This is a genomic window from Streptomyces sp. NPDC041814, from assembly GCF_055590565.1.
Genome location: NZ_JBVJAM010000003.1, coordinates 517,149 through 537,055 on the forward strand (window position 1 = coordinate 517,149; position 19,907 = coordinate 537,055).

The window sequence follows — 19,907 nt, forward strand, 5'->3', positions numbered from 1 at the left end:
CCGTCACGAACCGACCAGGCGTTCGATGAGGGCCACGGCCTCGGCGACCGTCCGCCGCTCGTGCCCGTCCAGCTCGGCGGCGACGGCCTCGGCCAGCCAGTTCCGCTTGGCGGCCCGGACCTCGGCGAGCGTCGTACGCCCGGCATCGGTGACCGACATGACGGACTTCCGCCCGTCGGCCGGGTCCGGCGCGCGCTCGACCAGCCCCTGCGCCTCCAACGCGCCCAGGGTCAGCCGCATGGACTGCGGGCGTACGAACTCGGCGCGGGCCAGGTCCGCGGTGGTCGCGGCGCCCCCGTCGTCCAGCCGGGCCAGCACCGAGCGCTGGGTCGGGGTCAGCAGCGACTCCGACGAGGAGGAACGCAGCCGCCGCAACAGCCGGCCGACCACGGAGGCCAACTGGTTCGCCACCTCTTCGGCCGTGGGGTCGGGGGTCGCCCCAGATGATTGCGTCATACATCCACCGTACGAGAACGGCAGGTCACCTTGCAAGGCAGCCTGTTGTTCTGCGCCCTGCCGGTCGAGCCTCCCTGTGCCGCCCCGCAGCCGGAACGCTTCATGTCGCGGCGCCCCGGAGAGGGACATAGCCTCACAAACGTGACGCCGCCCGAGAGCCGAACCCGGATCCTCATACCGGGCCGGGCCCTGCTCGCCGTCCTCCTGACGGTGTGCTGGCTGGCCCTGGCCCCCGCCCCGGCCGCCCGCGCCGACGACCCGGTCACGCTGTCCCGCGACGGGCAGATCACCGACAGGGTGGGGGCCCTCGGCGGTCGCCGCCCCCAGGTGGTCACGGCCCTCGACCGGCTCTATGCCGAGCACCGCCTCCAGCTCTTCGTGGTGTACGTACGCGACTTCTCCGGGCGCTCCCCGCAGGACTGGGCCGACGCGACCGCCGACCGCAACGGTCTCGGCCGCGACGACGTCCTGCTCGCCGTCGCCACCCACGCCCGGCAGTACGCCTACTCAGTCGACCAGGACGCCCCCCTCACGGACACCCAGCTCCGGGAGGTGGCGAACACCGCGATCGAACCGGCGCTGAAGGAGAACGACTGGGCGGGCGCCGCGACCGGCGCAGCCGACGGCTACGGCGCCGTCCTGTCCGGCGAGCCCGTACCCACCCCCGCGATCACCCCCGGCCCCTCCGACCCGGGCTCCGGCTCGGGCGGCACCAGCACCGGAGACCTCCTCCTGCCGGTCGTCCTGCTCTGCGCGGTCGCGGCCGTCGCCGCGTACGCGTTCCTGCGGCGCAAGCGGCGCGCCACCACCCGTACGACACCCGGCACGACCGGCTGGGCCGGCGGCACGCCCCCGCCCACCCCGCTGCCGGAGCTCGACGCGAAGGCCGAGGAGACGCTGGTCGCCACCGACGACGCGGTCCGCACGAGCGAGGAGGAGCTGGGGTTCGCCACCGCCCAGTTCGGGGAGGAGGCCGCCGCGCCGTTCGCCGAGGCGGTGGCGTACGCCAAGGGCGAGCTGACCACCGCGTTCCGGCTGCGCCAGCAGCTGGACGACGCGTTCCCGGAGGACGACGCGACGCGCCGGCGGATGCTGGACGAGATCATCAGCCGCTGCGCCGACGCCGACGGCCGCCTCGACGCGGTCTCCGAGGACTTCGACCGACTGCGCGAGCTGGAGCGCGGGGCGCCGCAGGCCGTGGCCGCCGCCGAGACCGCGCTCCACGAGCTGACCGGCCGCGTCCCGGCCGCCGGGTCCGCGCTCGCCTCGATGCGCGAGCGGTACGCGGACCGGGCATCGGCCCCCGTGGCCGGTGACGCCGACCAGGCCGAGGACCGGCTCGCCTTCGCGACCTCGTCCCTCGACCGGGCCCGGCAGGCGGTGGACGGCGGCGACCACGCGGCGGCGGCCGTCTACGTCCGGGCCGCCGAGGGCGCGCTCGACCAGGCGGCCACCCTCGTCGACGGCGTGGAGCGGCGGGCCCGCGAGCTGGACGAGGCGGCTGACCGGCTGACCGCCGCGCTCACCGAGCTGGACACCGACCTCGCGGACGCGGGAGGGCTGCTCGACGGCACGGCGCAGGGGGCCTCCACCGCCGACCTGAGCGGCCGGATCGCCCGCGCCCGTGCGGTGGCCGGCGAGGTGCGCGAGGAGCGGGGCGGCCGGTACGACCCGATCGACGCGCTGCGCCGGGTGGAGGAGGCGGACCGGGCGCTGGACGAGGCGCTGGCCGGGGCGCGGGAACGGGAACGGGGCGACACCCGGGCACGCTCGCTGCTCGACGGCGCGCTGCTGACCGCACGCTCCTCGGTGGCGGCGGCCGCGGACTTCGTCACGACGCACCGGGGCGCGGTCGGCAGCACCGCCCGGACCCGGCTCGCGGAGGCGCAGCGCCGACTGGAGCGGGCCGCCGCACTGGCGGGCACCGGCGACCCACAGTCCGCCCTGGCCGAGGCGAACCGCGCGGACGCGCTGGCCGTCGAGGCGCGCGGCCTGGCCGAGCAGGACGTACGCGGGTACGGATACGGCGGGCGCGGCGGCCCCGGCGGCATGGCGGGCGGAGGCGGGGGCATGGGCGGCGCGGTGCTCGGCGGGATCCTCCTCGGCGGCCTGATGGGCGGGGGCGGCGGGCGCGGTGGCTTCGGGGGCGGATTCGGCGGAGGCGGGGGCTTCGGAGGCGGCGGGCCCGGCAGCTTCGGCGGCGGCGGGACGCGGGGCCGCCGGGGCGGCGGCGGGCGCTTCTGACGCGGCGAGCTTCCAGAGCTTCCCGTACAGCGGCGCGCTTCCCGTACAGCGCAGAGCTTTCCGTCCGGCGCGGAGCTTCCCGTACAGCCGATGCGTGACCCCACGAGCAGCACCACCCGACAGGAGAGGCCCCATGAGCAAGCAGACCGTCCTCGGCCGTGTCACCCAGCTGGCGAAGGCCAACATCAACGCCCTGCTCGACCAGGCCGAGGATCCGCAGAAGATGCTGGACCAGCTGATCCGCGACTACACCGCCAACATCTCCGAGGCGGAGCAGGCGGTGGCCGCCACCATCGGCAACCTCCGTCTGATGGAGCAGGACCACCAGGAGGACGTCGAGGCGGCGCGGGAGTGGGGCGGCAAGGCGCTCGCCGCGAGCCGCAAGGCCGATGAGCTGCGGGCGGGCGGCTCGGGCCCCGAGGCGGACAAGTTCGACAACCTGGCCAAGGTCGCGCTGGGCCGGCAGCTCCAGTCGGAGAAGGAGGCCAGGACCGCCGAGCCGACCATCGCCGCGCAGACCGAGGTGGTCGACAAGCTCAGGACGGGCCTGGACCGGATGAAGGCGAAGCTCTCGGAGCTGAAGGCCAAGCGGGACGAGCTGGTGGCGCGCGCCAGGTCGGCGGAGGCGCAGAACCGGATGACGGACGCGGTGAAGGACATCGACGTCCTGGACCCGACCAGCGAGCTGAGCCGGTTCGAGGACAAGGTGCGGCGCGAGGAGGCGCGGGCCCTCGGCAATCAGGAGCTGGCGGCCTCCTCGCTGGACGTTCAGTTCGAGGAGCTGGACGCACTGGGCGACAGCGCCGAGGTGGAGGCCCGGCTCGCCGCCCTGAAGACCACGAAGTGAGCCGCGCCCCGGCCGCCGCTCAGAACATGCTGAGCAGTTCCTCCACCGAGCGTTCGGCGGCCGGCCGGCCGTCGGGCAGCGGCAGTTCGAACCAGACGGTCTTGCCGCGCGGGGTCCGCCGCGCGCCCCAGGCCGCGCTGAGGAGCCCCACCAGCTGGAGGCCCCGGCCGCCCTCGTCCGTGTCCCGGGCGCGCCGGCGCCTCGGCTGGACGAGACCGGCGTCCCACACCTCGCAGACGAGGGTGCGGTCGCGCAGCAGGCGGAGCCGGATCTCGCCCTCGCCGTAGCGCAGGGCGTTGGTGACGAGCTCGCTGACCAGCAGTTCCGTGGTGTCGATCAGGTCGTCGAGGCCCCAGCTGGTGAGCTGGCCCCGGGCCAGTTCGCGGGCACGGCCGACCGAGCGGGGTTCGCGGGGCAGCCGCCAGTCGCCGACGGCCTCGGTGGGCAGGCCCTGGATGCGGGCCATCAGGAGCGCGATGTCGTCCTCGCCGTGCCGGGTGTGCAGCGAGCCGAGGACCCGGTCGCAGACGTCCTCCAGCGGCTGGGCCGGTTCCACCAGGGCCTTGCGGAGGGCGGCCAGGCCCTCGTCCAGCGGGTGGTCGCGGGACTCGACCAGGCCGTCGGTGTAGAGGGCGAGGAGCGCGCCCTCCTTCAGCTCGACCTCGACCTCCTCGAACGGTTCGCCGCCGACGCCCAGCGGCATCCCCGGCGGTACGTCGAGGAGCAGCGCGGCCTCGCCCGGCTCGACCACGGCGGGCGGCAGGTGGCCCGCGTTGGCGAAGGTGCAGCGCCGGGTGACCGGGTCGTAGACCGCGTAGACGCAGGTCGCGAGGTACACCTCGGAGAGGTCGGCCTCACGGGACTTGTGCGCGGCGCGGGCGGGCCACTGGGCTCCCCCGCCGCCGGAGGCGGAGGCGGCACCGGGGGCGCCGAGGCCCCGGGCGACCTCGTCGAGCGCGGACAGCACCTCGGCCGGTTCCAGGTCGAGCAGGGCCAGGGTGCGTACGGCGGTGCGCAGTTCGCCCATGGCCACGGCGGCGCGCAGGCCACGCCCCATCACGTCGCCGACGACGAGGGCGGTGCGGTGTCCGGGCAGCTCGATCACGTCGAACCAGTCGCCGCCGACCTCGTTGGCGGTGTTGCCCGGGAGGTAGCGGCAGGCGATGTCGAGCCCGGCGGCCTCCGGGTCACCGGGCGGCAGCAGGCTGCGCTGGAGGATCAGGGCGCGTTCGTGCTCGCGGCGGTAGAGGCGGGCGTTGTCGATACAGACGGCGGCGCGGGCGGCCAGCTCGGTCGCGAGGGCCCGGTCCCGGGCGTCGAACGGCTCGCTGCCCTTCGTACGGGAGAAGCGGACGAGGCCCACCACGGTGTCGTGGGCGACCATCGGCACGGCCAGCGTGGACTGCACGAAGCCCCGGTCGTCGCCCGGCACGTCCTCGATGCGGCCGGTGCGCAGCGCGACGGCGCACGGCGAGCCGAAGGGATAGCGGTGGACGGCGCCGAGGGCCGGGGGTGCAGCAGCGCCCGGCGGGCCGGAGTCGGAGGCGCCGGGGACCGGGTGGGGCAGGGCGTCGGACACCGCGCTGGCGAAGGCGACGCGGCGCAGTTCGGCGGAGCCCCCGACCGGCTCCCGGCTGAGCGGGCTCCAGCCGCCGGGCGCCGCCTCGTCCCCGGTGAGCAGGGCCTGGTAGAGGTCGACGGAGGCCAGGTCGCAGAAGACCGGGACGGCGACGTCGAGGAGTTCGCGGGCGGTGGTCTCCAGGTCCAGGGAGTTGCCGATGCGGGCGCTCGCCTCGTTGAGCAGGGCGAGGTTGCGGCGGGCGCTGGCGGCCTCGCGGGCGGCGGTGTGACGCCGGGTCACGTCGGTGGCGAGTCCGGCGATGCCGATGGGGCGGCCCGATCCGCTGTGCACCCGGTAGAGGTTCATCGACCAGTGGCGTCGCTCGGTGTCACCGGGGGCCGTTCCGACGAGTTGGAGGTCGGTGACGGAGTTTCCGGTCTCCAGGACCCGTTCGAGCGTGGCGGTCAGCCGGTCGGCCTCGGCGCCGGTGAGGTAGTCGCCGACGGTGCGGCCCCGGTGGTCGTCGGCGCGGCCGCCGAAGACGGTGGCGAAGCGCTCGTTGGCCCGGACGACGGTGAGGTCGGTGCCGAACAGGACGAAGCCGAAGGGAGATTGGCCGAAAATCGCCTGCGAGGCGGCGAGGTCCGTCTCGATGCGGCGCAGGGCGCGGACGTCCACGACGATGCAGACCGCCGCCCGTTCGCCGGTGGCCGTCTCGCTGGGCATCACGTAGATCTCGGCGAGCCCGTGCGCCCCGCCCTCGCCGGGCATCCGGAAGGGGACGAGTCCCGTCCACTCCTTGCCGTCGAGCACTTCGCCGACCCGGCGGTGCCCCTCGCGGCGGACCTCGCCCGGCAGGAACGCCTCGACCGGGTCCTTGCCCACGGCCTCGTGGGCGGCCACGCCGAAGAGACCGGCGGCCCGGCGGCTCCACTGCTCGATCAGGCCGTCGGGCCCGATCGAGAAGGAGGCGACTCTGATGTAGTCGTAGATCGAGCCGGGCGGACTGCTCTGCCACACGACGTCGCCCGATGTCCCAGGTATCTCGCTCACGCGACCGTCCCCTCCAGCTCACACACCGGACCGGTCATGCCCGCAGTATTCAGCACTACGGCCCCGTCCGGCACGGCGTTCACGATCACAGCACGGTCTCAGTCCATTTCAGCCAGGTTCGGCCCCGACCTCCGGTGATCGCTGTGCGTCCCACCTCACTCCTAACCAGGCAGAGCCAGCTCGAACCACACCGTCTTGCCGCTCTTTCCCCGCCGGGTCCCCCAGCGCCGGGCCGCACAGGCCACGAGCTGCAGTCCCCGGCCGCTCTCGTCGTCGGGTCCCGCCCTGCGTTCGGTGGGTGGCTCGGGGAGGGGATCCGAGACTTCCACCAGCAGCCCCTGCCCGGCGGTGGCGTGGTCCCCGTCCTGGTGGGGGCGCAGCAGCCGCACCCCGATGGGGCCGGGCGTGTAGCGCATGGAGTTGGTCACCAGCTCACTGACCAGCAGCATCGCCTCGTCACCGACGGCGGCGTCGAGCCCCCAGCCGCGCAGGGTGTCCTGGACGGCGTGCCGGGCGGTGCGCACGGCGCCGGGAACAGCCGGAAAGCTCCACTCGGCTCGATCGCCTTCGGTATCGGTCACGCCGATCACTCCCAGAGCCGGCAACGGTGACGCCCTGTCTGCGCGGGGCGAAACAGCACATACCCGATATTGACGGGCGAATACCACCGGGCTCGACACGCGGGGCGTACGGGTGTACGGCGGCGCGCACGTACGAGTGCCCGGGAAACGGGGGCGCACACTCGGGGCGCCGCGCGCCGCGCCATGATCCGCGCGCCGGCCTCAGGCCAGGTCGCCCGACGCCCGGAGATCGTCGAACAGCAGCTGGTCGACGGGCGGTACGCGGTCGCGGTCGGCGTACGAGAACCACGCCACGTCCTCGATCTCGCTGCTGGCTCGCAGCTCGCCGCTGAACCCGGCGGTGTAGCAGGCCATCCGGACCACCGCACCGTCCGGCAGGCCGGGCCCGCCGGCCTCGTACGTCCCCACGTGCACGGCGGACCCGGCGTCGATACGGACCGTCAGCTCCTCCTCGATCTCGCGCACGAGGGTGTCGAGGTCGCTCTCGGCGCCCTCCCGTTTGCCGCCCGGGATGTAGAAGACGTCCTTTCCGCGCGGGCGGGCGCACAGGATGAGGCCCCCCTCGATCCGCACCCACGCCACCGTGTCGATCAGCACCGGCGCATCGCCGCCCTCCAGTTCGCCGATCGCCTCGGCCAGCCACTTCTTCTCCTCGGCGCCCGTGGCGCGGGCGATGCGCAGCATGCCCTGCCGGAAGATCGTGGGCGCCCGCTCGGCCCGCACCGGCTCGCCGTCCCGGTAGAAGAAGCTCGTCGGCTCGTCGAGGAACGCCTGCCGCCTGCGCAGGACCGCCGCCTGCCCGGCCCGGTCCGGGAGGTGGTGCAGGAACGCGAGCAGCGTGAAGAAGCGCTGCCCATCGGTGATCTCGGCCTCCTTCGGGTGACCGAGCCGGGCGTGCAGCTCGTCGCGTCCGGCCTCGGTGAGGGAGAGGACCCGGCGGGGCGCGGCTCCGGTGCCGGGCTCGGTGCGCTGCTCGACCAGGCCCGCCTTCACCAGCCGGGAAATGGCCGGATAGAGCGCCCCGTCGCTGACCGGGCGGATGTGGCCGCTGAGGGCCTGGATACGGGCCTTCAGCTCGTATCCGTGCAGGGGCTCCTCGAAGAGGAATCCCAGAATCGACAGTTCCAGCACGCGTCGAGCTCCTCACCGCGTCCGTCATCCGCTTGCCCGTCCGGCGCCCTCATGTTATCTCTTTCCGCTGTACCTCGATTCGAGGTACAGCGGAAAGAGGGGGCGGTCATGGAGGCGACGGAGCACCGGCGCACGCTGGTGGTACTCGCGTATCCGGTCTACTTCGAGCTCCTCGCGGGGGTCACGGCCGGGATCATCAACATGGTCTGGGTGGCCCGGCTGGGCGGGGCGGCGGTGGCGGCGGTGGCCGCCGCGACCAATGTCGAGAACCTCCTGCTCGGCGTCATCCTGGTGGCGGGCTCCGGTACGACGGTGCTCGTCGCGCGGGCCAGGGGCGCAAACGATCCGGCGGCGCTGCGCTCGGCGGTGCGCGGCGGCTGGGCGCTGTGGGCGCTGGTCACGCCGGTGGTCGCGGTGGGTGGTTACCTCTGCCGCGCACCGCTGGCGCGGCTCGTCCTGGGGAGCGGTGACGGCGGCGCGGCGGCCCTGGCCACCGGCTACTTCGCGATCGCGCTGCCGGGCATCGCGGTGTTCTTCGCGACCAATGTGGTCGACGGCATCCTGAAGGGCACGGGTGACACCCGCACCCCGATGAGGCTCGCGGTCCTCGCGAACGGCCTGATCCTCGGTCTGGACCCGCTGCTCATCCTGGGGTTCGGGCTCGGGGTGCGCGGCGCGGCGATCGCCACGGTGCTGGGCCGGACCGCCGCACTCGTCTGCGGCCTCGTGGCGCTGCGCCGTAACGGCGTGCTGCGGCGGGCCGCCGCCCCGGCCTGTGCGGGCCGGGTGCGCGGGGGCCTGGCCGCCGACGCGCGCGGGACCGCCGCCACGGGCCTGCCCATGTCGGCCGACTTCGTCGCGCGGATGGCGGGAGCGCTCGCGCTCGTCGCCGTCGTCGCCCGGATCGGGGTGACCGAGGTCGCCGCGTACGGGATCGCGACGAAGGCGATGTACGTCGCGACGATGGCCTTCTACGCGGTGCGCCAGGCCGCCGCCATCCGTACCGCCCATCTGCTCGGCGCCGGGCGCGACGCGCGGCGGGCCATCGGGCGGCAGGCGCTGCTGGTGGCCTCGGCGCTGGGCCTCACGGCCGCGGCCGTGCTCCTCGCGGGCGCGCCCTGGATCATGCGGGCCTTCGGCAGCGAGGGAGCGGTGGCCGGGGCCGGGGCGCTCTATCTGCGCTGCGTGGGACCGTATCTGCTGCTGCTCGCCTGCTTCATCGCGCTCGGCGGCGTCTTCGAGGGCAGCGGTGCGAGTCCGGCCCTCGCCCGCGTCACCGCCTGCGGGGTCGCGGTCCAACTCGCGCTGGCGTACGGCATGTCGGGGTGGGGGCTGCCGGGCATCTGCCTGGCCATGGGCCTCTCGATGGCGGTGCAGTGCGCCGCCATCGCTCCCCTGTACCGGCGCACGGCGCGTTAGCCCCGTGCGCCCCACGGCCCACTACGACTGGGCAGCCTGCCCGACCCGCTCCACCCAGTACAGCTGCTTGTGCCCCCGGTCCTGCAGCTTGTCGGCCGCCCGCTGGGCCTCGCCCTGCGTGGCGTACCTGCCGACGCGGTAGCGGTTGCCGTTGTCGTCCTGCCGTATCACCAGCCAGGAAAGCACGGCACCGCTGTCACTCATCGTGTTTCTCCCGAGCATCGCGCCCCTCCCCTGAACGATGTGCACGCTTCTAAGGAACTCCAGGAAACCCCGGTACGCATATGCCTGAGCCTACGCCTGACCTTCACGCAACGGATACGTCTTTACACAAAGAGGTACCGATCCGGCCAGGAACGGACCAACGCCCTGGGGGCGCATTCTCGCGAATGCGCCCCCAGGGCGTTGCAGGGAACGGAACAAGACGATCAGACGTGAGCCGGCCCCGCCCGCCGGTCACCTCACGGGGAGCCGGTACCCCACCCGGTAGCGGTCGGCCGGCACCACCACGTCGGCGGTCTCGACGGGCCGCCCGGAGGCGTAGAAGGTCCGCTCGACCACCATCACCACATGCCCGGGGACCCCGCCCAGCGCCAGGAGCTCCTCCGCAAGCCCCGGGCGCGCGCCCACCTGCTCGGCGACGTTGTCCACGATCACGTCGATGGCGGCCATCCGCTCGACCACCCCGCAGCCGCCCAGCGGGCCCTCCTCGGGCAGCATGACCGGCGTGCGCCCCGTGATGGCCAGGGGCTCCCAGGAGGTGGAGAGCATCACGGGCTCACCCGCCTCCCGGAACACGTAATGCGTGCGCATGACGCGGTCGCCCGGCTCGATCGCGAGGCGGGCGGCGATCTCGGGGCTCGCGCCCTCCTGCTCGCTGCGCGACTCCCAGGTCCCGCGCGCACCGTCCGCCGCCTGCTCCTGACGGAACGGGCCCGCACCCGCCTCGGGCCGGAAGCCGGAGCGCTCGACCATGCGGGGCACCGGCCGCTCGCGCACATACGTCCCCGAGCCGGAGCGGCCCTCGACCAGGCCCTCCGCCATCAGGACCTTGCGCGCCTCCAGGGCGACGGTGTCCGAGACCCCGTACTCCTCGCGGATGCGCGCCTGGGACGGCAGGCGCGTATGCGGCGGCAGCGAACCGTTGACGATCTTCTCTCTCAGATCGCTCGCCACGCGCAGATAGGCGGGCTGCTCACCGAAAGCCACAGGCCACTCCCCAAGAGGTTGACGGACTGCGACAGCGTCGCAACCGTGGGTTCCGGACCGCAAGCGCAGGCCAGGGTTTCACTCGAAGTGATGGCATTGGGCGGGCCTGCGCATAGTCCGCCAGGCGTCGGCCAGAACCCCTTTGAACCGCCTTTGCCAAACCCTTGACCGCGTTTGGTCCAGACCAATAACTTCTGGCCTCATGCGTCGAAGAACCCTGTCTTCACTCGCCATCGCCGCCTGCGCCTTCACGCTCGCGGCCTCCTTCTCCCCCACCGCCAACGCCTCGTCCGGGCACGGGAGCCACGGCCACCACGGCCCCGCCGCCGACTACAAGCGCGTCGGCTACTTCACCCAATGGGGCGTCTACGGGCGCGACTTCCAGGTCAAGGACCTGGAGACGAGCGGCACCGCGGCCAGACTCACCCACATCAACTACTCGTTCGGCAACGTCAGCGCGGACGGCAAGTGCTTCACGGGCAATGTGCCCGGCGAGGCCGACGCCTGGGCGGACTACGTCCGTCCGCTCGACGCGGCCGGCTCCGTGGACGGCGTCGCCGACACCGACGACCAGAAGCTGGCGGGCAACTTCAACCAGCTGCGGGAGCTCAAGGCCGAGCACCCCGGCCTGAAGGTGATGATCTCGCTCGGCGGCTGGAGCTGGTCGACGCACTTCTCCGACGCGGCCCGCACCGCCGCGTCCCGCAAGGCGCTCGTCGCCTCCTGCATCGACCTGTACATCAAGGGCAACCTGCCGGTGGACGGGACGCGCGGCGGCGAGGGCGCGGCGGCCGGGCTCTTCGACGGCATCGACATCGACTGGGAATGGCCTGGATCCGCCGGTGACACCGACACGGTGTACCGCCCGGAGGACAAGCGGAACTTCACCGCCCTGGTCCACGAGTTCCGCACCCAGCTCGACGCGTACGCGAAGAAGACCGCGCAGGCCCGGAAGGGCCGCCACCACGGCGCGAAGCCCAAGCACTACGACCTCTCGGCGTTCGTCCCGGCGTCCCCCGAGAAGATCGACGCGGGCTTCGACGTGCCGCGCATCATGCGCGACTTCGACTTCGTGAACCTCCAGGGCTACGACTTCCACGTCTCCGGCGAGGCGAACACGGCCCAGCAGTCCGCGCTGTACGCGAAGGGCGACTACAGCGTCGACCGGACCGTGCGGGACTGGCTGAAGCGGGGCGCCCCGGCGCGCAAGCTCGTCATGGGCATGCCCTTCTACGGCCAGGGCTGGACGGGGGTGACCGGCGGCGGCGACGGCCTCGGCCAGCCGGCGGCCGGCCCCGCCCCGGCGACCTGGGCGGCCGGTTACGAGGACTACAAGGCCCTCCGGAAGCTGGCCGAATCCGGTACGTACAAGGTGCACCGGAACGTCCGCGACGGCAGCGCCTGGCTCTTCGACGGCACCACGCTGTGGACGTACGACGACCCCCAGGTGCTGCGCACCAAGGCCGCGTACATCCGCGACCACCGGCTCGGCGGCGCGATGTTCTGGTCGCTGGACGGCGACACGGAGGACGGCGAGCTGATCACGGCCGTCGACCGGGGGCTCTCGCCCTGAGGAACACCCCGAGGGGCGGCTGCCGGTACGCAGCCGCCCCTCGGTCGTGCGTACGGTCACCAGTCGACGGTCTCCGTCCAGACGGACTGGATGTAGCCCGAGCCCCACGGGTTGATGGCGACGGACGCCTGGCCGACCGGGGCCCAGTCACCGAGGACGATCCGCTGCGGAAGGCGCGGGTCCAGGGCGTTGAGCACCGCGTGGACGCGGTGGTGGCCGGTGCCGCCCGTGCAGAGGCTGGAAATCGTGCTGCCGGCGCCGCCCCCGTAGGAGAGGGTGCAGCCGGTCGGCGCCGCCTGGGCGGAGGGGGCCGCCGTCAGCATCGCGCCGACCGCGGTCATGGCGAGGGCCGCGGTACCTATGACACTGCGCTTCCCGAACATGTGACTCCTTGGGTCCAGTGGGTGGGTCCAGTGCTGTGGAACTCGCCGCGATCCGCCCAACTCCCCGCATGTGCAGGTTTCCTGACACATCGGGAGATCGCGTGAAGAATCCTGCACACATCCGGCCACACTGACAAGAGCGTTGCCCAGATTTGGTCCAGTCCAATCGGGGGCCGAGGGCCCGCATAGGGAAACCCCTAGGCATTCGCCGGGTGCCTGGCAGCCCCGCCGGACGGCTCCCCACACTCGTGCGTCGGCACCGCCCCCACCACCCCACGGGACGGTGGCCGGATTCCGCCTGTACGAGGTGAAAGGACACCCCCGTTCCTATGTACATACGAAGAGCCACGAGGCTTCTGACGGCCACTCTGGCCTGTGCGTGCGCCTCCGCCATCGCCCTCCCCGGCGCGTCGGCGGCCCCGGCACCGCCTACCCCCTCCCCCACCGCCGGGCCCCACGCCTTCGCCCCGGCCCCGTACACGACGAATCCGACGGCCGCCGTCCGGCGCGACGTCGAGGCGGACGCGAAGAAGGCCCTGTCGGCGCACGGGCGGGCCGCGCACCGCGGCGCATCGGACGCCTTCACGGTCCGGAACCTGGTCGTCGACCGCGACGGCTCCGCCTCCGTGCGCTTCGACCGCACGTACAAGGGCCTGCCGGCGTACGGCGGCGATGTCGTCGTCCACCTGAAGAGCGACGGCGGCTACGAGTCGCTGACCAGCGCCGCCGAGGCCGCGCCCGCCCTGTCCACCGACCCCGGGCTCACCGCGTCGCGTGCCGCGAAGCTGTCGGAGAAGGCGTTCCGGGGCTCGCCCGGCACGGTCTCGAAGCCGCACCTCGCCGTACAGCTGGACGGCACCGCATCCGCCCTGGTCTGGGAGACCGTGGTCAGCGGGTTCCGGCCGGACCGGACGCCCAGCCGCCTGCACGTCCTGGTGGACGCGCACTCCGGCGAGGTCCTGCGCACCCGGGACGAGGTGAGCACCTTCGCACCCGCGGGCGAGGCCGCCCGGGCCCGTACCGGTGAGGCCGCCGGCTCCGCCGCGCCCGCGCCGTCCGCCGCCGCCACCGCGGTCACCGGCCGTTCGATCTACAGCGGCCAGGTGTCGCTGGACGCCACCCAGTCCGGCAGCGGGTACAGCCTCCAGGACCCCTCGCACGGCAACGGCTACACGACCAACCTCAACCACGCCACCAGCGGCACAGGTTCGCTGTTCACCAACTCCACCGGCACTTTCGGCAACGGCTCCCCCGGCGATCCGGCGTCGGCCGGCGTCGACGCGCACTACGGGGCGGCGAAGACGTTCGACTACTTCAAGACGGCCCACGGCCGCAACGGCATCTTCGGGGACGGCCGGGGCGTGCCCTCGCGGACCCACTACGGCAACGCGTACGTGAACGCCTTCTGGGACGGCAGCCAGATGACGTACGGCGACGGCCAGGGCAACCAGCGCCCCCTGGTCGAACTCGACGTCGCCGGGCACGAGATGGCGCACGGCGTGAGCGGCGCGCTCACCGGCTGGGACGAGACCGGCGAGACCGGCGGCATGAACGAGGGCACCAGCGACATCTTCGGCACGCTGGTGGAGTTCTACGCGAACAACCCCGTCGACCAGCCCGACTACACCATGGGCGAGCTGATCAACATCAGCGGCGACAACCAGCCGCTGCGCTGGATGAACCAGCCCTCGCTGGACGGCTCCTCGCCCGACTGCTGGAACAGCAACAACGGCAGCCTGGACCCGCACTACTCGATGGGCCCGCTCAACCACTGGTTCTTCCTGGCCGCCGTCGGCAGCGGCAACCACGGCTACGGGAACAGCCCGACCTGCAACAACTCCACGGTCACCGGCATCGGCAACGACAAGGCCGGCAAGATCTGGTACAAGGCGCTCGCCACGTACGCCAACAGCCGGGAGAACTACCACCAGGCGCGCATCGACTCGCTGAAGGCGGCAGCCGACCTCTACGGCGCCCACTGCACCGAGTACAACACCGTCGACGCCGCCTGGGCGGCGGTCAGCGTCACCGGCGCCGACCCGGTCCCCGGCACCTGCGACAGCCAGCCCGGCGCGCCCTCGGTGACCAACCCCGGCAACCAGACCACCGCCGTGGGCACCGCCGTCTCGCTCCAGATCCAGGCGAGCGACCCGGGCGGTTCGGCGCTCACCTACAGCGCGACCGGCCTGCCCGCCGGACTGTCGGTCAACTCCTCGACCGGCCGCATCACCGGCACCCCGACCACCGAGGGCACCTCATCGGTGACCGTCACCGCGAAGAACACCGCCGGGGCCAGTGGCACCGCCGCCTTCACCTGGACCGTCAACGGCGACGGCAACCCGCCCGAGGGCTGCGGCGACCTGCCGGCCTGGAACGCCACCACCCCGTACGCCCCGGGCGACCAGGTCGCGTACAACGGCCACACCTACACCTCGCAGTGGTACTCCACCGGTGCGGAGCCGGGTGCCCCGGGCTCCTGGGCCGTGTGGACGGACGGGGGCGCCTGCTGACCCCGTGACCACCTGACGGGGGCCACCGGCCACGGCGCGCGCCGCACGCGCCGCGGCCGGTCGACACGGGTGCGACGAGGCCCCGTTGACCTCTCCCCCGCCCGGTCCTACATTCGGGCCTGGTCATGGGCGGGCCCCGTCGCACGGGCGGCGGGGTACAAGGCTGCGCGCGAAGGGGCCCCGATGACCCGCACCGGACACGACCGTTCCGCCGTCCCCGGCCGCACCCGCGCCGCGCTGCGCGAGGCGGCCCGCGCCCAGCTGGAGGCCGGCGGCTCCGTCCTCCTCAGCGGCCCGGCGGGCATCGGCAGGAGCACGGCGGCGGCCCGGATCGCGGACGGCTTGGCGGCGCGCGGCCACCGGATCCTGCGCTCCTCCCCGTCCCCGGCCGACCGGGACAGCCCGTTCCTCGGGCTGATCGACCTGCTGGGCCCGGCCGGCGACGAGGCCCTGGCCCCGCTGGCCGCCCATGAGCGGGCCGTACTCGAAGGCGCCCTCCTGCGCGGGACACCGCCCATCGGCACCGACCCCACGGGCGGCCGGGACGCGCTGGTCCTGCGGGTCGCCGTACGCAAGGTGCTCGCCGCGCTCGCCACCGCGGGCCCGCTGCTGCTCGTCGTGGACGACGTGCAGTGGCTGGACGAGCCCACGGCCCGGGTCCTGCTGTTCCTGGCCCGGCGCACCGGCCCGCACCACGCCGTGCTCGCCACCCTGCGCACCTCGCCGCACACCGGCCCGGACGCCTCGGCGGCGCGCGAGCTGTGCCCGCAGCCGGTACGCACGCTGCCGCTGCCGCCCCTGACGGTGCGCGAGATCGCGGAGGTGCTCGACGCGCACGGCCTGCACGGCGGGCCCGGCTGGCCCCGGCAGCTCGTCGCCCGCCTCCACGAGGCCGCGTCCGGCAATCCCCGTACCGCCCTGGAACTGGCCTCAGGCCTGCACGAGTCGGCCGCCGCCGGGGTGCCGCTCCCCGACGCCTGGGAGCCGCTGCCGGTCCCCGCGACGCTGAGCCGGCCGGTGCTGGACCGGGTGGAGGCCCTGCCCGCGCGGGCCCGGCAGCTGCTGCTGACCGCGAGCGCGGCGGCCCGGCCGACGGTGGAGCTGCTGCGCCGGGCGGGCTGCCGGCAGGCCGCGGCGGACGTCGACACCTGCGTGCGGCACGGGCTGCTGGCCCCGCCGGACCGGGGCGCGCTGCGGTTCGCCGACCCGCTCACGCCGATGGTGCTGGAGGCGCGGGCCCCGTACGCGCTGCGGATGGACGCGCACCGCGCCCTCGCCGAGGCGGCCGACGACCCGGTGGAGCGCGCCCACCACCTCGCCCGGCTGACGGCGGGCCCCGACCCGGCGGTCGCGGACCGGCTGGTGGAGGCGGCGTCGGCGGCCAGGCGCCGGGGCGCGCCGGGCACCGCGGCCCGGCTCGGGCGGCTCGCGGCGCGCCACACCCCGGCCGACGCGGCGGAGACCGGAACGGCCCGCCGGCTGACCGCCGCCGAGGACGCGCTGGACGCGGGCGACCTGGACTTCGCGCGGGAGCTGGCGTACGAGGTGCTGGGCGACGCGGTCCGGCCCGCCGACCGGGTGCGCGCCTGGACGGCCGTCGTGGACGCCTCGGGCCAGGCGATGTCGGAGATCGCGGACGTGTTGCCGGAGGCGGTGCGCGACGCGGGCGACGCCCCCGGGCTGCTGGCGCCGCTGCACTACCGGATGAGCTGGCACGCGTGGATGGTGGGCGGCTCGGCCGAGCGGGCCCGCGATCACGCCGCGCGCGCCGCCGGGCTCGCCGCGCGGGCGGGCGACCGGCGCACCGAGGTCCTCGCACTGACCCAGCAGGCGTCCCTGGAGCTGTTCCTCGGGCGGCCCGACGCGGAGTCGACGCTCGCCGCGGCCCTGGCCGCGCCGCACGACGCGTACGCGATGAGCCACCACAACGGGCCGATCTATCTGAAGCACCGCTTCCATCTGGCGCACGACCAGCTGGACGAGGCGCGGGCGGAGCTGCGGACCCTGGTGTACACGCTGCGGCAGCGGGGCTCGGCGGACTGCCTGAGCCAGTGCCTGATCGGTCTCGCCCAGCTGGAGATCCAGCGCGGGCGCTGCCGCCAGGCGCTGTCGATGGCCCGGCAGAGCCTGCGGATCGCGGAGCGGGCGGGGCTGAGCCAGGGGCCCGCCTGGTACGCGGTGGCGCTGGCCGAGACCGCGGGCGGCAGCCTGAGCCAGGCCCTGGCGGCGGCGGAGGCGGCGCGGCGCCACAGCGAGGACGACGACGACCGGCTCTTCCTGCCGAGGGCGCTGCACGCGGAGGGCCGGATCAGGCTGTTCGGCGGCGAGTTCGGGCGTGCGGCCGTTCTTCTGCGCCGTACGGCGGAGCTGGAGAGCGGTCAGGGGCAGGGCGACCCGGCGGCTCGCCGCTGGCACGCCGATCTCGCGGAGGCGCTGGCCCGCTCCGGGGCGGTGGACGAGGCGGAGTCGGTGCTCAACCGGGCCCGCGCGCAGGCGGCCCGGCTCGGCCGCACCGGCGTCCTCGCGACCCTGGACCGGGCGGCATCGGCGGTGTGCGAGGAGCGCGGGCGGCTGGGGGCGGCGGCGGTGGGTTACGAGGAGGCGGCGGTGCGCGTGCGGGCCGCCGGGTACGTCCTGGAGGAGGCGCGGACCCGGGTGGCGCTGGGCCGGGTCCGCCGCCGCCTCGGCGACGAGGGCGCCGCCCATGCCGCGTTCACGCAGGCGCTCCGCGTGTTCACGGCGGCGGGGGCGCGGGCCTGGGTCGCGGGGGTACGGGCGGAGCGGGACCGGGCCGAGGAGGCGCCGCTGCCGCGTCTGGACGACCAGGCGTGGCCGGAGCGGCTGAGCTCGACGGAGCGCAGTGTGGTGACGCGGGTGGCGCAGGGGGCGACGAACCGGGAGATCGCGGCGGGCCTGACGCTCAGCGTGAAGACCGTGGAGGCGGCGCTCACCCGGTCCTATCGCAAGCTGGGTGCGAAGTCCCGGGTGGAGATCGCCCGGATCGTAATGACCGGCACCGGCATGTGACGTTCCGTCAAGATCCTAACGTGCAGGCCCTATTGACGCGCACACGCCCATGAGTATGGTCTAGACCTAAGGTGAGCCGTGGTCGCCCTGGGCGGACTTCGGCGTGCGCGGGGCTGCGGGCGGCGCCCCCTCGCCACCGGCCGTACCCCTGCCCCCACCGCGCCGGTACCCCCTGACAAGGCCGCTGCCCGGTGCGGGCATGTCCGACCGCTGCCGTCACCCCGCGGCAGTCCCCAGCGAAGGAGTTGGCATGAACGCGAAGCGAAAACTGGCCCTCGTGCTCGGTGCGGGAGTCGCCCCCCTGCTCGCGGTGGTCCTGCCCGCCACCACGGCCAGTGCGCACGGCTACGTCTCCTCGCCGCCGAGCCGCCAGGCGCAGTGCGCGTCGGGCGTGGTCGACTGCGGCCAGATCAAGTACGAGCCGCAGAGCGTCGAGGGCCCCAAGGGCCTGCGGAGTTGCAGCGGAGGCAACGCGCAGTTCGCCGAGCTGGACAACGACAGCAAGGGCTGGAAGGCCACCCCGGTCGGCAGCTCCGCGGACTTCTCCTGGACGCTGACGGCCCGCCACGCCACGAGCACCTGGCAGTACTACATCGGCGGCTCGAAGATCGCGGAGTTCAACGACAACGGCGCCCAGCCCGGCGCCACCAAGACCCACCACGTGAACCTCAGCGGCTACTCCGGCCGTCAGAAGGTGCTGGCCGTCTGGAACATCGCGGACACCGCCAACGCGTTCTACGCCTGCATCGACCTCCAGATCGGCGGGGGCGGCACTCCCGGCGACGGTGACGGCGGGGACCCGGGCGACTGCGCCGCCTCGGCGTGGGAGGCGGGCCGCGTGTACAACGGCGGTGACACCGTCTCGTACAACGGGCACACCTGGCGCGCCAAGTGGTGGGTGCAGGGCGACCAGCCCGGCACGACCGGCGAGTGGGGCGTCTGGGAGGACCTCGGCGCCTGCTGACGCATACCTCTCCGCGGGGCCGGGGCCCCGCGGAGAGGGAGGTACGGAGCCGGGCTCATGCCGCGTACGACTCGGTCCGCGCGCTGCCCGCGGAGGCCAGGACCTTGCGCGTGACGCGCTCGGCCATCGCGGCGACCAGGGTGCGCGGGCGGCGCGGCAGCAGATGCGCGGACAGGGCGTTGCCGAATCCCGGGGTGACATAGGCGCGGTCGCGGTCGAGGGCGGCCAGCGCGGCACGCACGACCGGCTCCGGCGTGCTCATCGACCCGTTGACGGCCGCCTCGCGCGTCCCGATGGCCTCGAAGAACGGCGTGTCGACGGGCCCGGGGCACAGGGTGAGCACGCGCACGCCGCGGCCGCGGCACTCCTGGCGCAGCGAGAGCCCGAAGTTCAGCACGAACGCCTTGGCCGAGCTGTAGACCGCGAAGTACGGGGCCGGCGTGAAGGCCGCGGTGGAGGCGACGTTGACGACGGCGCCGGTGCCGCGCTCCAGCATGCCGGGGAGCAGGGCGTGGGTGAGGCCGACGAGCGCGACGACGTTGACCATCAGCTGGTCGTGGTCGCGCTCCGCGTCGATGTCCTCGAAGCGGCCGCAGGTCCCGAACCCCGCGTTGTTGACCAGCAGGTCGATGCTCAGCCCGCGCTCGTCGAGCCGGGTGGCGACGGCGCGGGCGGCGCCGGGCTCGGCGAGGTCCTGGACGAGGACGTGGGCGCGTACGCCGTGCTCGGCCTCCAGCCGCGCGGCGAGAGCGGTGAGCCGTCCCTCGGAACGGGCGACCAGTACGAGGTCGTGCCCACGGGCGGCGAGCTGGGCGGCGAATTCCGCGCCGAGCCCGGAGGAGGCACCGGTGACAAGAGCGGTTGCGGACATGGAGGTCTCCCTGGAGAAGGCTGGCTGGGCCGAACACCTGCAACATCAGAGTACCCATTACCGAGCCATCTGCAACAC

Annotated in this window: 15 protein-coding genes and 1 pseudogene; 7 read left to right on the forward strand and 9 right to left on the reverse strand. The window is 73.9% G+C overall.

Annotated elements, in window-relative coordinates; genetic code table 11:
• Positions 1–3: 3 nt before the first annotated feature.
• Positions 4–456 carry a MarR family winged helix-turn-helix transcriptional regulator gene (locus ACZ6C6_RS11990; RefSeq protein ID WP_469201673.1) on the reverse strand — a complete coding sequence of 151 codons (453 nt, stop codon included), beginning with the start codon at positions 454–456 and terminating at the stop codon, positions 4–6.
• 102 nt (positions 457–558) lie between these two features.
• Between ACZ6C6_RS11990 and ACZ6C6_RS11995 the strand changes: the two genes are divergently transcribed.
• Positions 559–2,700 (forward strand): TPM domain-containing protein, encoded by a 2,142-nt coding sequence (locus ACZ6C6_RS11995; protein ID WP_469201857.1) that lies wholly within the window; start codon positions 559–561, stop codon positions 2,698–2,700.
• Positions 2,701–2,833: 133 nt separating this feature from the next.
• A complete protein-coding gene (locus tag ACZ6C6_RS12000; protein ID WP_469201675.1) occupies positions 2,834–3,547 on the forward strand; it encodes a PspA/IM30 family protein in 714 nt (237 codons plus the stop codon).
• A 19-nt stretch (positions 3,548–3,566) separates the two neighbouring features.
• On the opposite strand, the gene ACZ6C6_RS12005 is transcribed toward ACZ6C6_RS12000, so the two are convergent.
• The 4 genes and pseudogenes from ACZ6C6_RS12005 to ACZ6C6_RS12020 form a co-directional block, all read right to left on the reverse strand.
• Positions 3,567–6,128 (reverse strand): SpoIIE family protein phosphatase, encoded by a 2,562-nt coding sequence (locus tag ACZ6C6_RS12005; protein WP_469201860.1) that lies wholly within the window; start codon positions 6,126–6,128, stop codon positions 3,567–3,569.
• Between the two features lie 194 nt (positions 6,129–6,322).
• Positions 6,323–6,751: an ATP-binding protein gene (locus ACZ6C6_RS12010; RefSeq protein ID WP_469201861.1), complete on the reverse strand. Its 429-nt coding sequence runs from the start codon at positions 6,749–6,751 to the stop codon at positions 6,323–6,325.
• 192 nt (positions 6,752–6,943) lie between these two features.
• Positions 6,944–7,339 carry an NUDIX hydrolase gene (locus ACZ6C6_RS12015; protein WP_469201863.1) on the reverse strand — a complete coding sequence of 132 codons (396 nt, stop codon included), beginning with the start codon at positions 7,337–7,339 and terminating at the stop codon, positions 6,944–6,946.
• A gap of 15 nt (positions 7,340–7,354) precedes the next feature.
• Positions 7,355–7,873: pseudogene (locus ACZ6C6_RS12020) on the reverse strand (PadR family transcriptional regulator); the annotation flags it as partial.
• 108 nt (positions 7,874–7,981) lie between these two features.
• Here ACZ6C6_RS12020 and ACZ6C6_RS12025 point away from each other — a divergent pair.
• Positions 7,982–9,292, forward strand: a complete 1,311-nt coding sequence (locus tag ACZ6C6_RS12025; RefSeq protein WP_469201677.1) for an MATE family efflux transporter — start codon at positions 7,982–7,984, stop codon at positions 9,290–9,292.
• 21 nt (positions 9,293–9,313) lie between these two features.
• Here the strand turns inward: ACZ6C6_RS12025 and ACZ6C6_RS12030 are convergent, their stop codons facing one another.
• Together ACZ6C6_RS12030 and ACZ6C6_RS12035 are read right to left on the reverse strand one after the other, a co-directional pair.
• Complete coding sequence (locus ACZ6C6_RS12030) at positions 9,314–9,514, reverse strand: SPOR domain-containing protein (RefSeq protein WP_073964871.1); 201 nt, start codon at positions 9,512–9,514, stop codon at positions 9,314–9,316.
• A 234-nt stretch (positions 9,515–9,748) separates the two neighbouring features.
• Positions 9,749–10,501: a GntR family transcriptional regulator gene (locus tag ACZ6C6_RS12035; RefSeq protein WP_469201679.1), complete on the reverse strand. Its 753-nt coding sequence runs from the start codon at positions 10,499–10,501 to the stop codon at positions 9,749–9,751.
• Positions 10,502–10,703: 202 nt separating this feature from the next.
• Between ACZ6C6_RS12035 and ACZ6C6_RS12040 the strand changes: the two genes are divergently transcribed.
• A complete protein-coding gene (locus ACZ6C6_RS12040) occupies positions 10,704–12,074 on the forward strand; it encodes a glycoside hydrolase family 18 protein (protein ID WP_469201680.1) in 1,371 nt (456 codons plus the stop codon).
• 56 nt (positions 12,075–12,130) lie between these two features.
• On the opposite strand, the gene ACZ6C6_RS12045 is transcribed toward ACZ6C6_RS12040, so the two are convergent.
• Positions 12,131–12,457, reverse strand: coding sequence for a hypothetical protein (locus ACZ6C6_RS12045; RefSeq protein ID WP_469201682.1), 327 nt, complete (start codon positions 12,455–12,457; stop codon positions 12,131–12,133).
• Between the two features lie 329 nt (positions 12,458–12,786).
• On the opposite strand from ACZ6C6_RS12045, the gene ACZ6C6_RS12050 reads away from it, so the two are divergent.
• The 3 genes from ACZ6C6_RS12050 (at position 12,787) to ACZ6C6_RS12060 (ending at position 18,958) form a co-directional block, all read left to right on the forward strand.
• Positions 12,787–14,967, forward strand: coding sequence for a M4 family metallopeptidase (locus ACZ6C6_RS12050; protein WP_469201684.1), 2,181 nt, complete (start codon positions 12,787–12,789; stop codon positions 14,965–14,967).
• 183 nt (positions 14,968–15,150) lie between these two features.
• Positions 15,151–17,994 carry an AAA family ATPase gene (locus ACZ6C6_RS12055; RefSeq protein WP_469201686.1) on the forward strand — a complete coding sequence of 948 codons (2,844 nt, stop codon included), beginning with the start codon at positions 15,151–15,153 and terminating at the stop codon, positions 17,992–17,994.
• A 250-nt stretch (positions 17,995–18,244) separates the two neighbouring features.
• Positions 18,245–18,958, forward strand: a complete 714-nt coding sequence (locus ACZ6C6_RS12060; protein WP_469201688.1) for a lytic polysaccharide monooxygenase — start codon at positions 18,245–18,247, stop codon at positions 18,956–18,958.
• Positions 18,959–19,013: 55 nt separating this feature from the next.
• Here ACZ6C6_RS12060 and ACZ6C6_RS12065 read toward each other — a convergent pair whose 3' ends face one another.
• On the reverse strand, positions 19,014–19,829 hold the full coding sequence (locus tag ACZ6C6_RS12065; protein ID WP_469201690.1) for an SDR family NAD(P)-dependent oxidoreductase: 816 nt from the start codon (positions 19,827–19,829) through the stop codon (positions 19,014–19,016).
• Between the last annotated feature and the right edge of the window lie 78 nt (positions 19,830–19,907).

What these genes read in the sequence shown, in the direction of transcription:
- ACZ6C6_RS12045 (WP_469201682.1), bottom strand. Translation starts at nt 12,457, where the DNA reads ATGTTCGGGAAGCGCAGTGTCATAGGTACCGCGGCCCTCGCCATGACC.
- ACZ6C6_RS11995 (WP_469201857.1), top strand. Translation starts at nt 559, where the DNA reads ATGTCGCGGCGCCCCGGAGAGGGACATAGCCTCACAAACGTGACGCCG.
- ACZ6C6_RS12050 (WP_469201684.1), top strand. Translation starts at nt 12,787, where the DNA reads ATGTACATACGAAGAGCCACGAGGCTTCTGACGGCCACTCTGGCCTGT.
- ACZ6C6_RS11990 (WP_469201673.1), bottom strand. Translation starts at nt 456, where the DNA reads ATGACGCAATCATCTGGGGCGACCCCCGACCCCACGGCCGAAGAGGTG.
- ACZ6C6_RS12030 (WP_073964871.1), bottom strand. Translation starts at nt 9,514, where the DNA reads ATGCTCGGGAGAAACACGATGAGTGACAGCGGTGCCGTGCTTTCCTGG.
- ACZ6C6_RS12000 (WP_469201675.1), top strand. Translation starts at nt 2,834, where the DNA reads ATGAGCAAGCAGACCGTCCTCGGCCGTGTCACCCAGCTGGCGAAGGCC.
- ACZ6C6_RS12055 (WP_469201686.1), top strand. Translation starts at nt 15,151, where the DNA reads ATGACCCGCACCGGACACGACCGTTCCGCCGTCCCCGGCCGCACCCGC.
- ACZ6C6_RS12060 (WP_469201688.1), top strand. Translation starts at nt 18,245, where the DNA reads ATGAACGCGAAGCGAAAACTGGCCCTCGTGCTCGGTGCGGGAGTCGCC.
- ACZ6C6_RS12065 (WP_469201690.1), bottom strand. Translation starts at nt 19,829, where the DNA reads ATGTCCGCAACCGCTCTTGTCACCGGTGCCTCCTCCGGGCTCGGCGCG.
- ACZ6C6_RS12040 (WP_469201680.1), top strand. Translation starts at nt 10,704, where the DNA reads ATGCGTCGAAGAACCCTGTCTTCACTCGCCATCGCCGCCTGCGCCTTC.
- ACZ6C6_RS12025 (WP_469201677.1), top strand. Translation starts at nt 7,982, where the DNA reads ATGGAGGCGACGGAGCACCGGCGCACGCTGGTGGTACTCGCGTATCCG.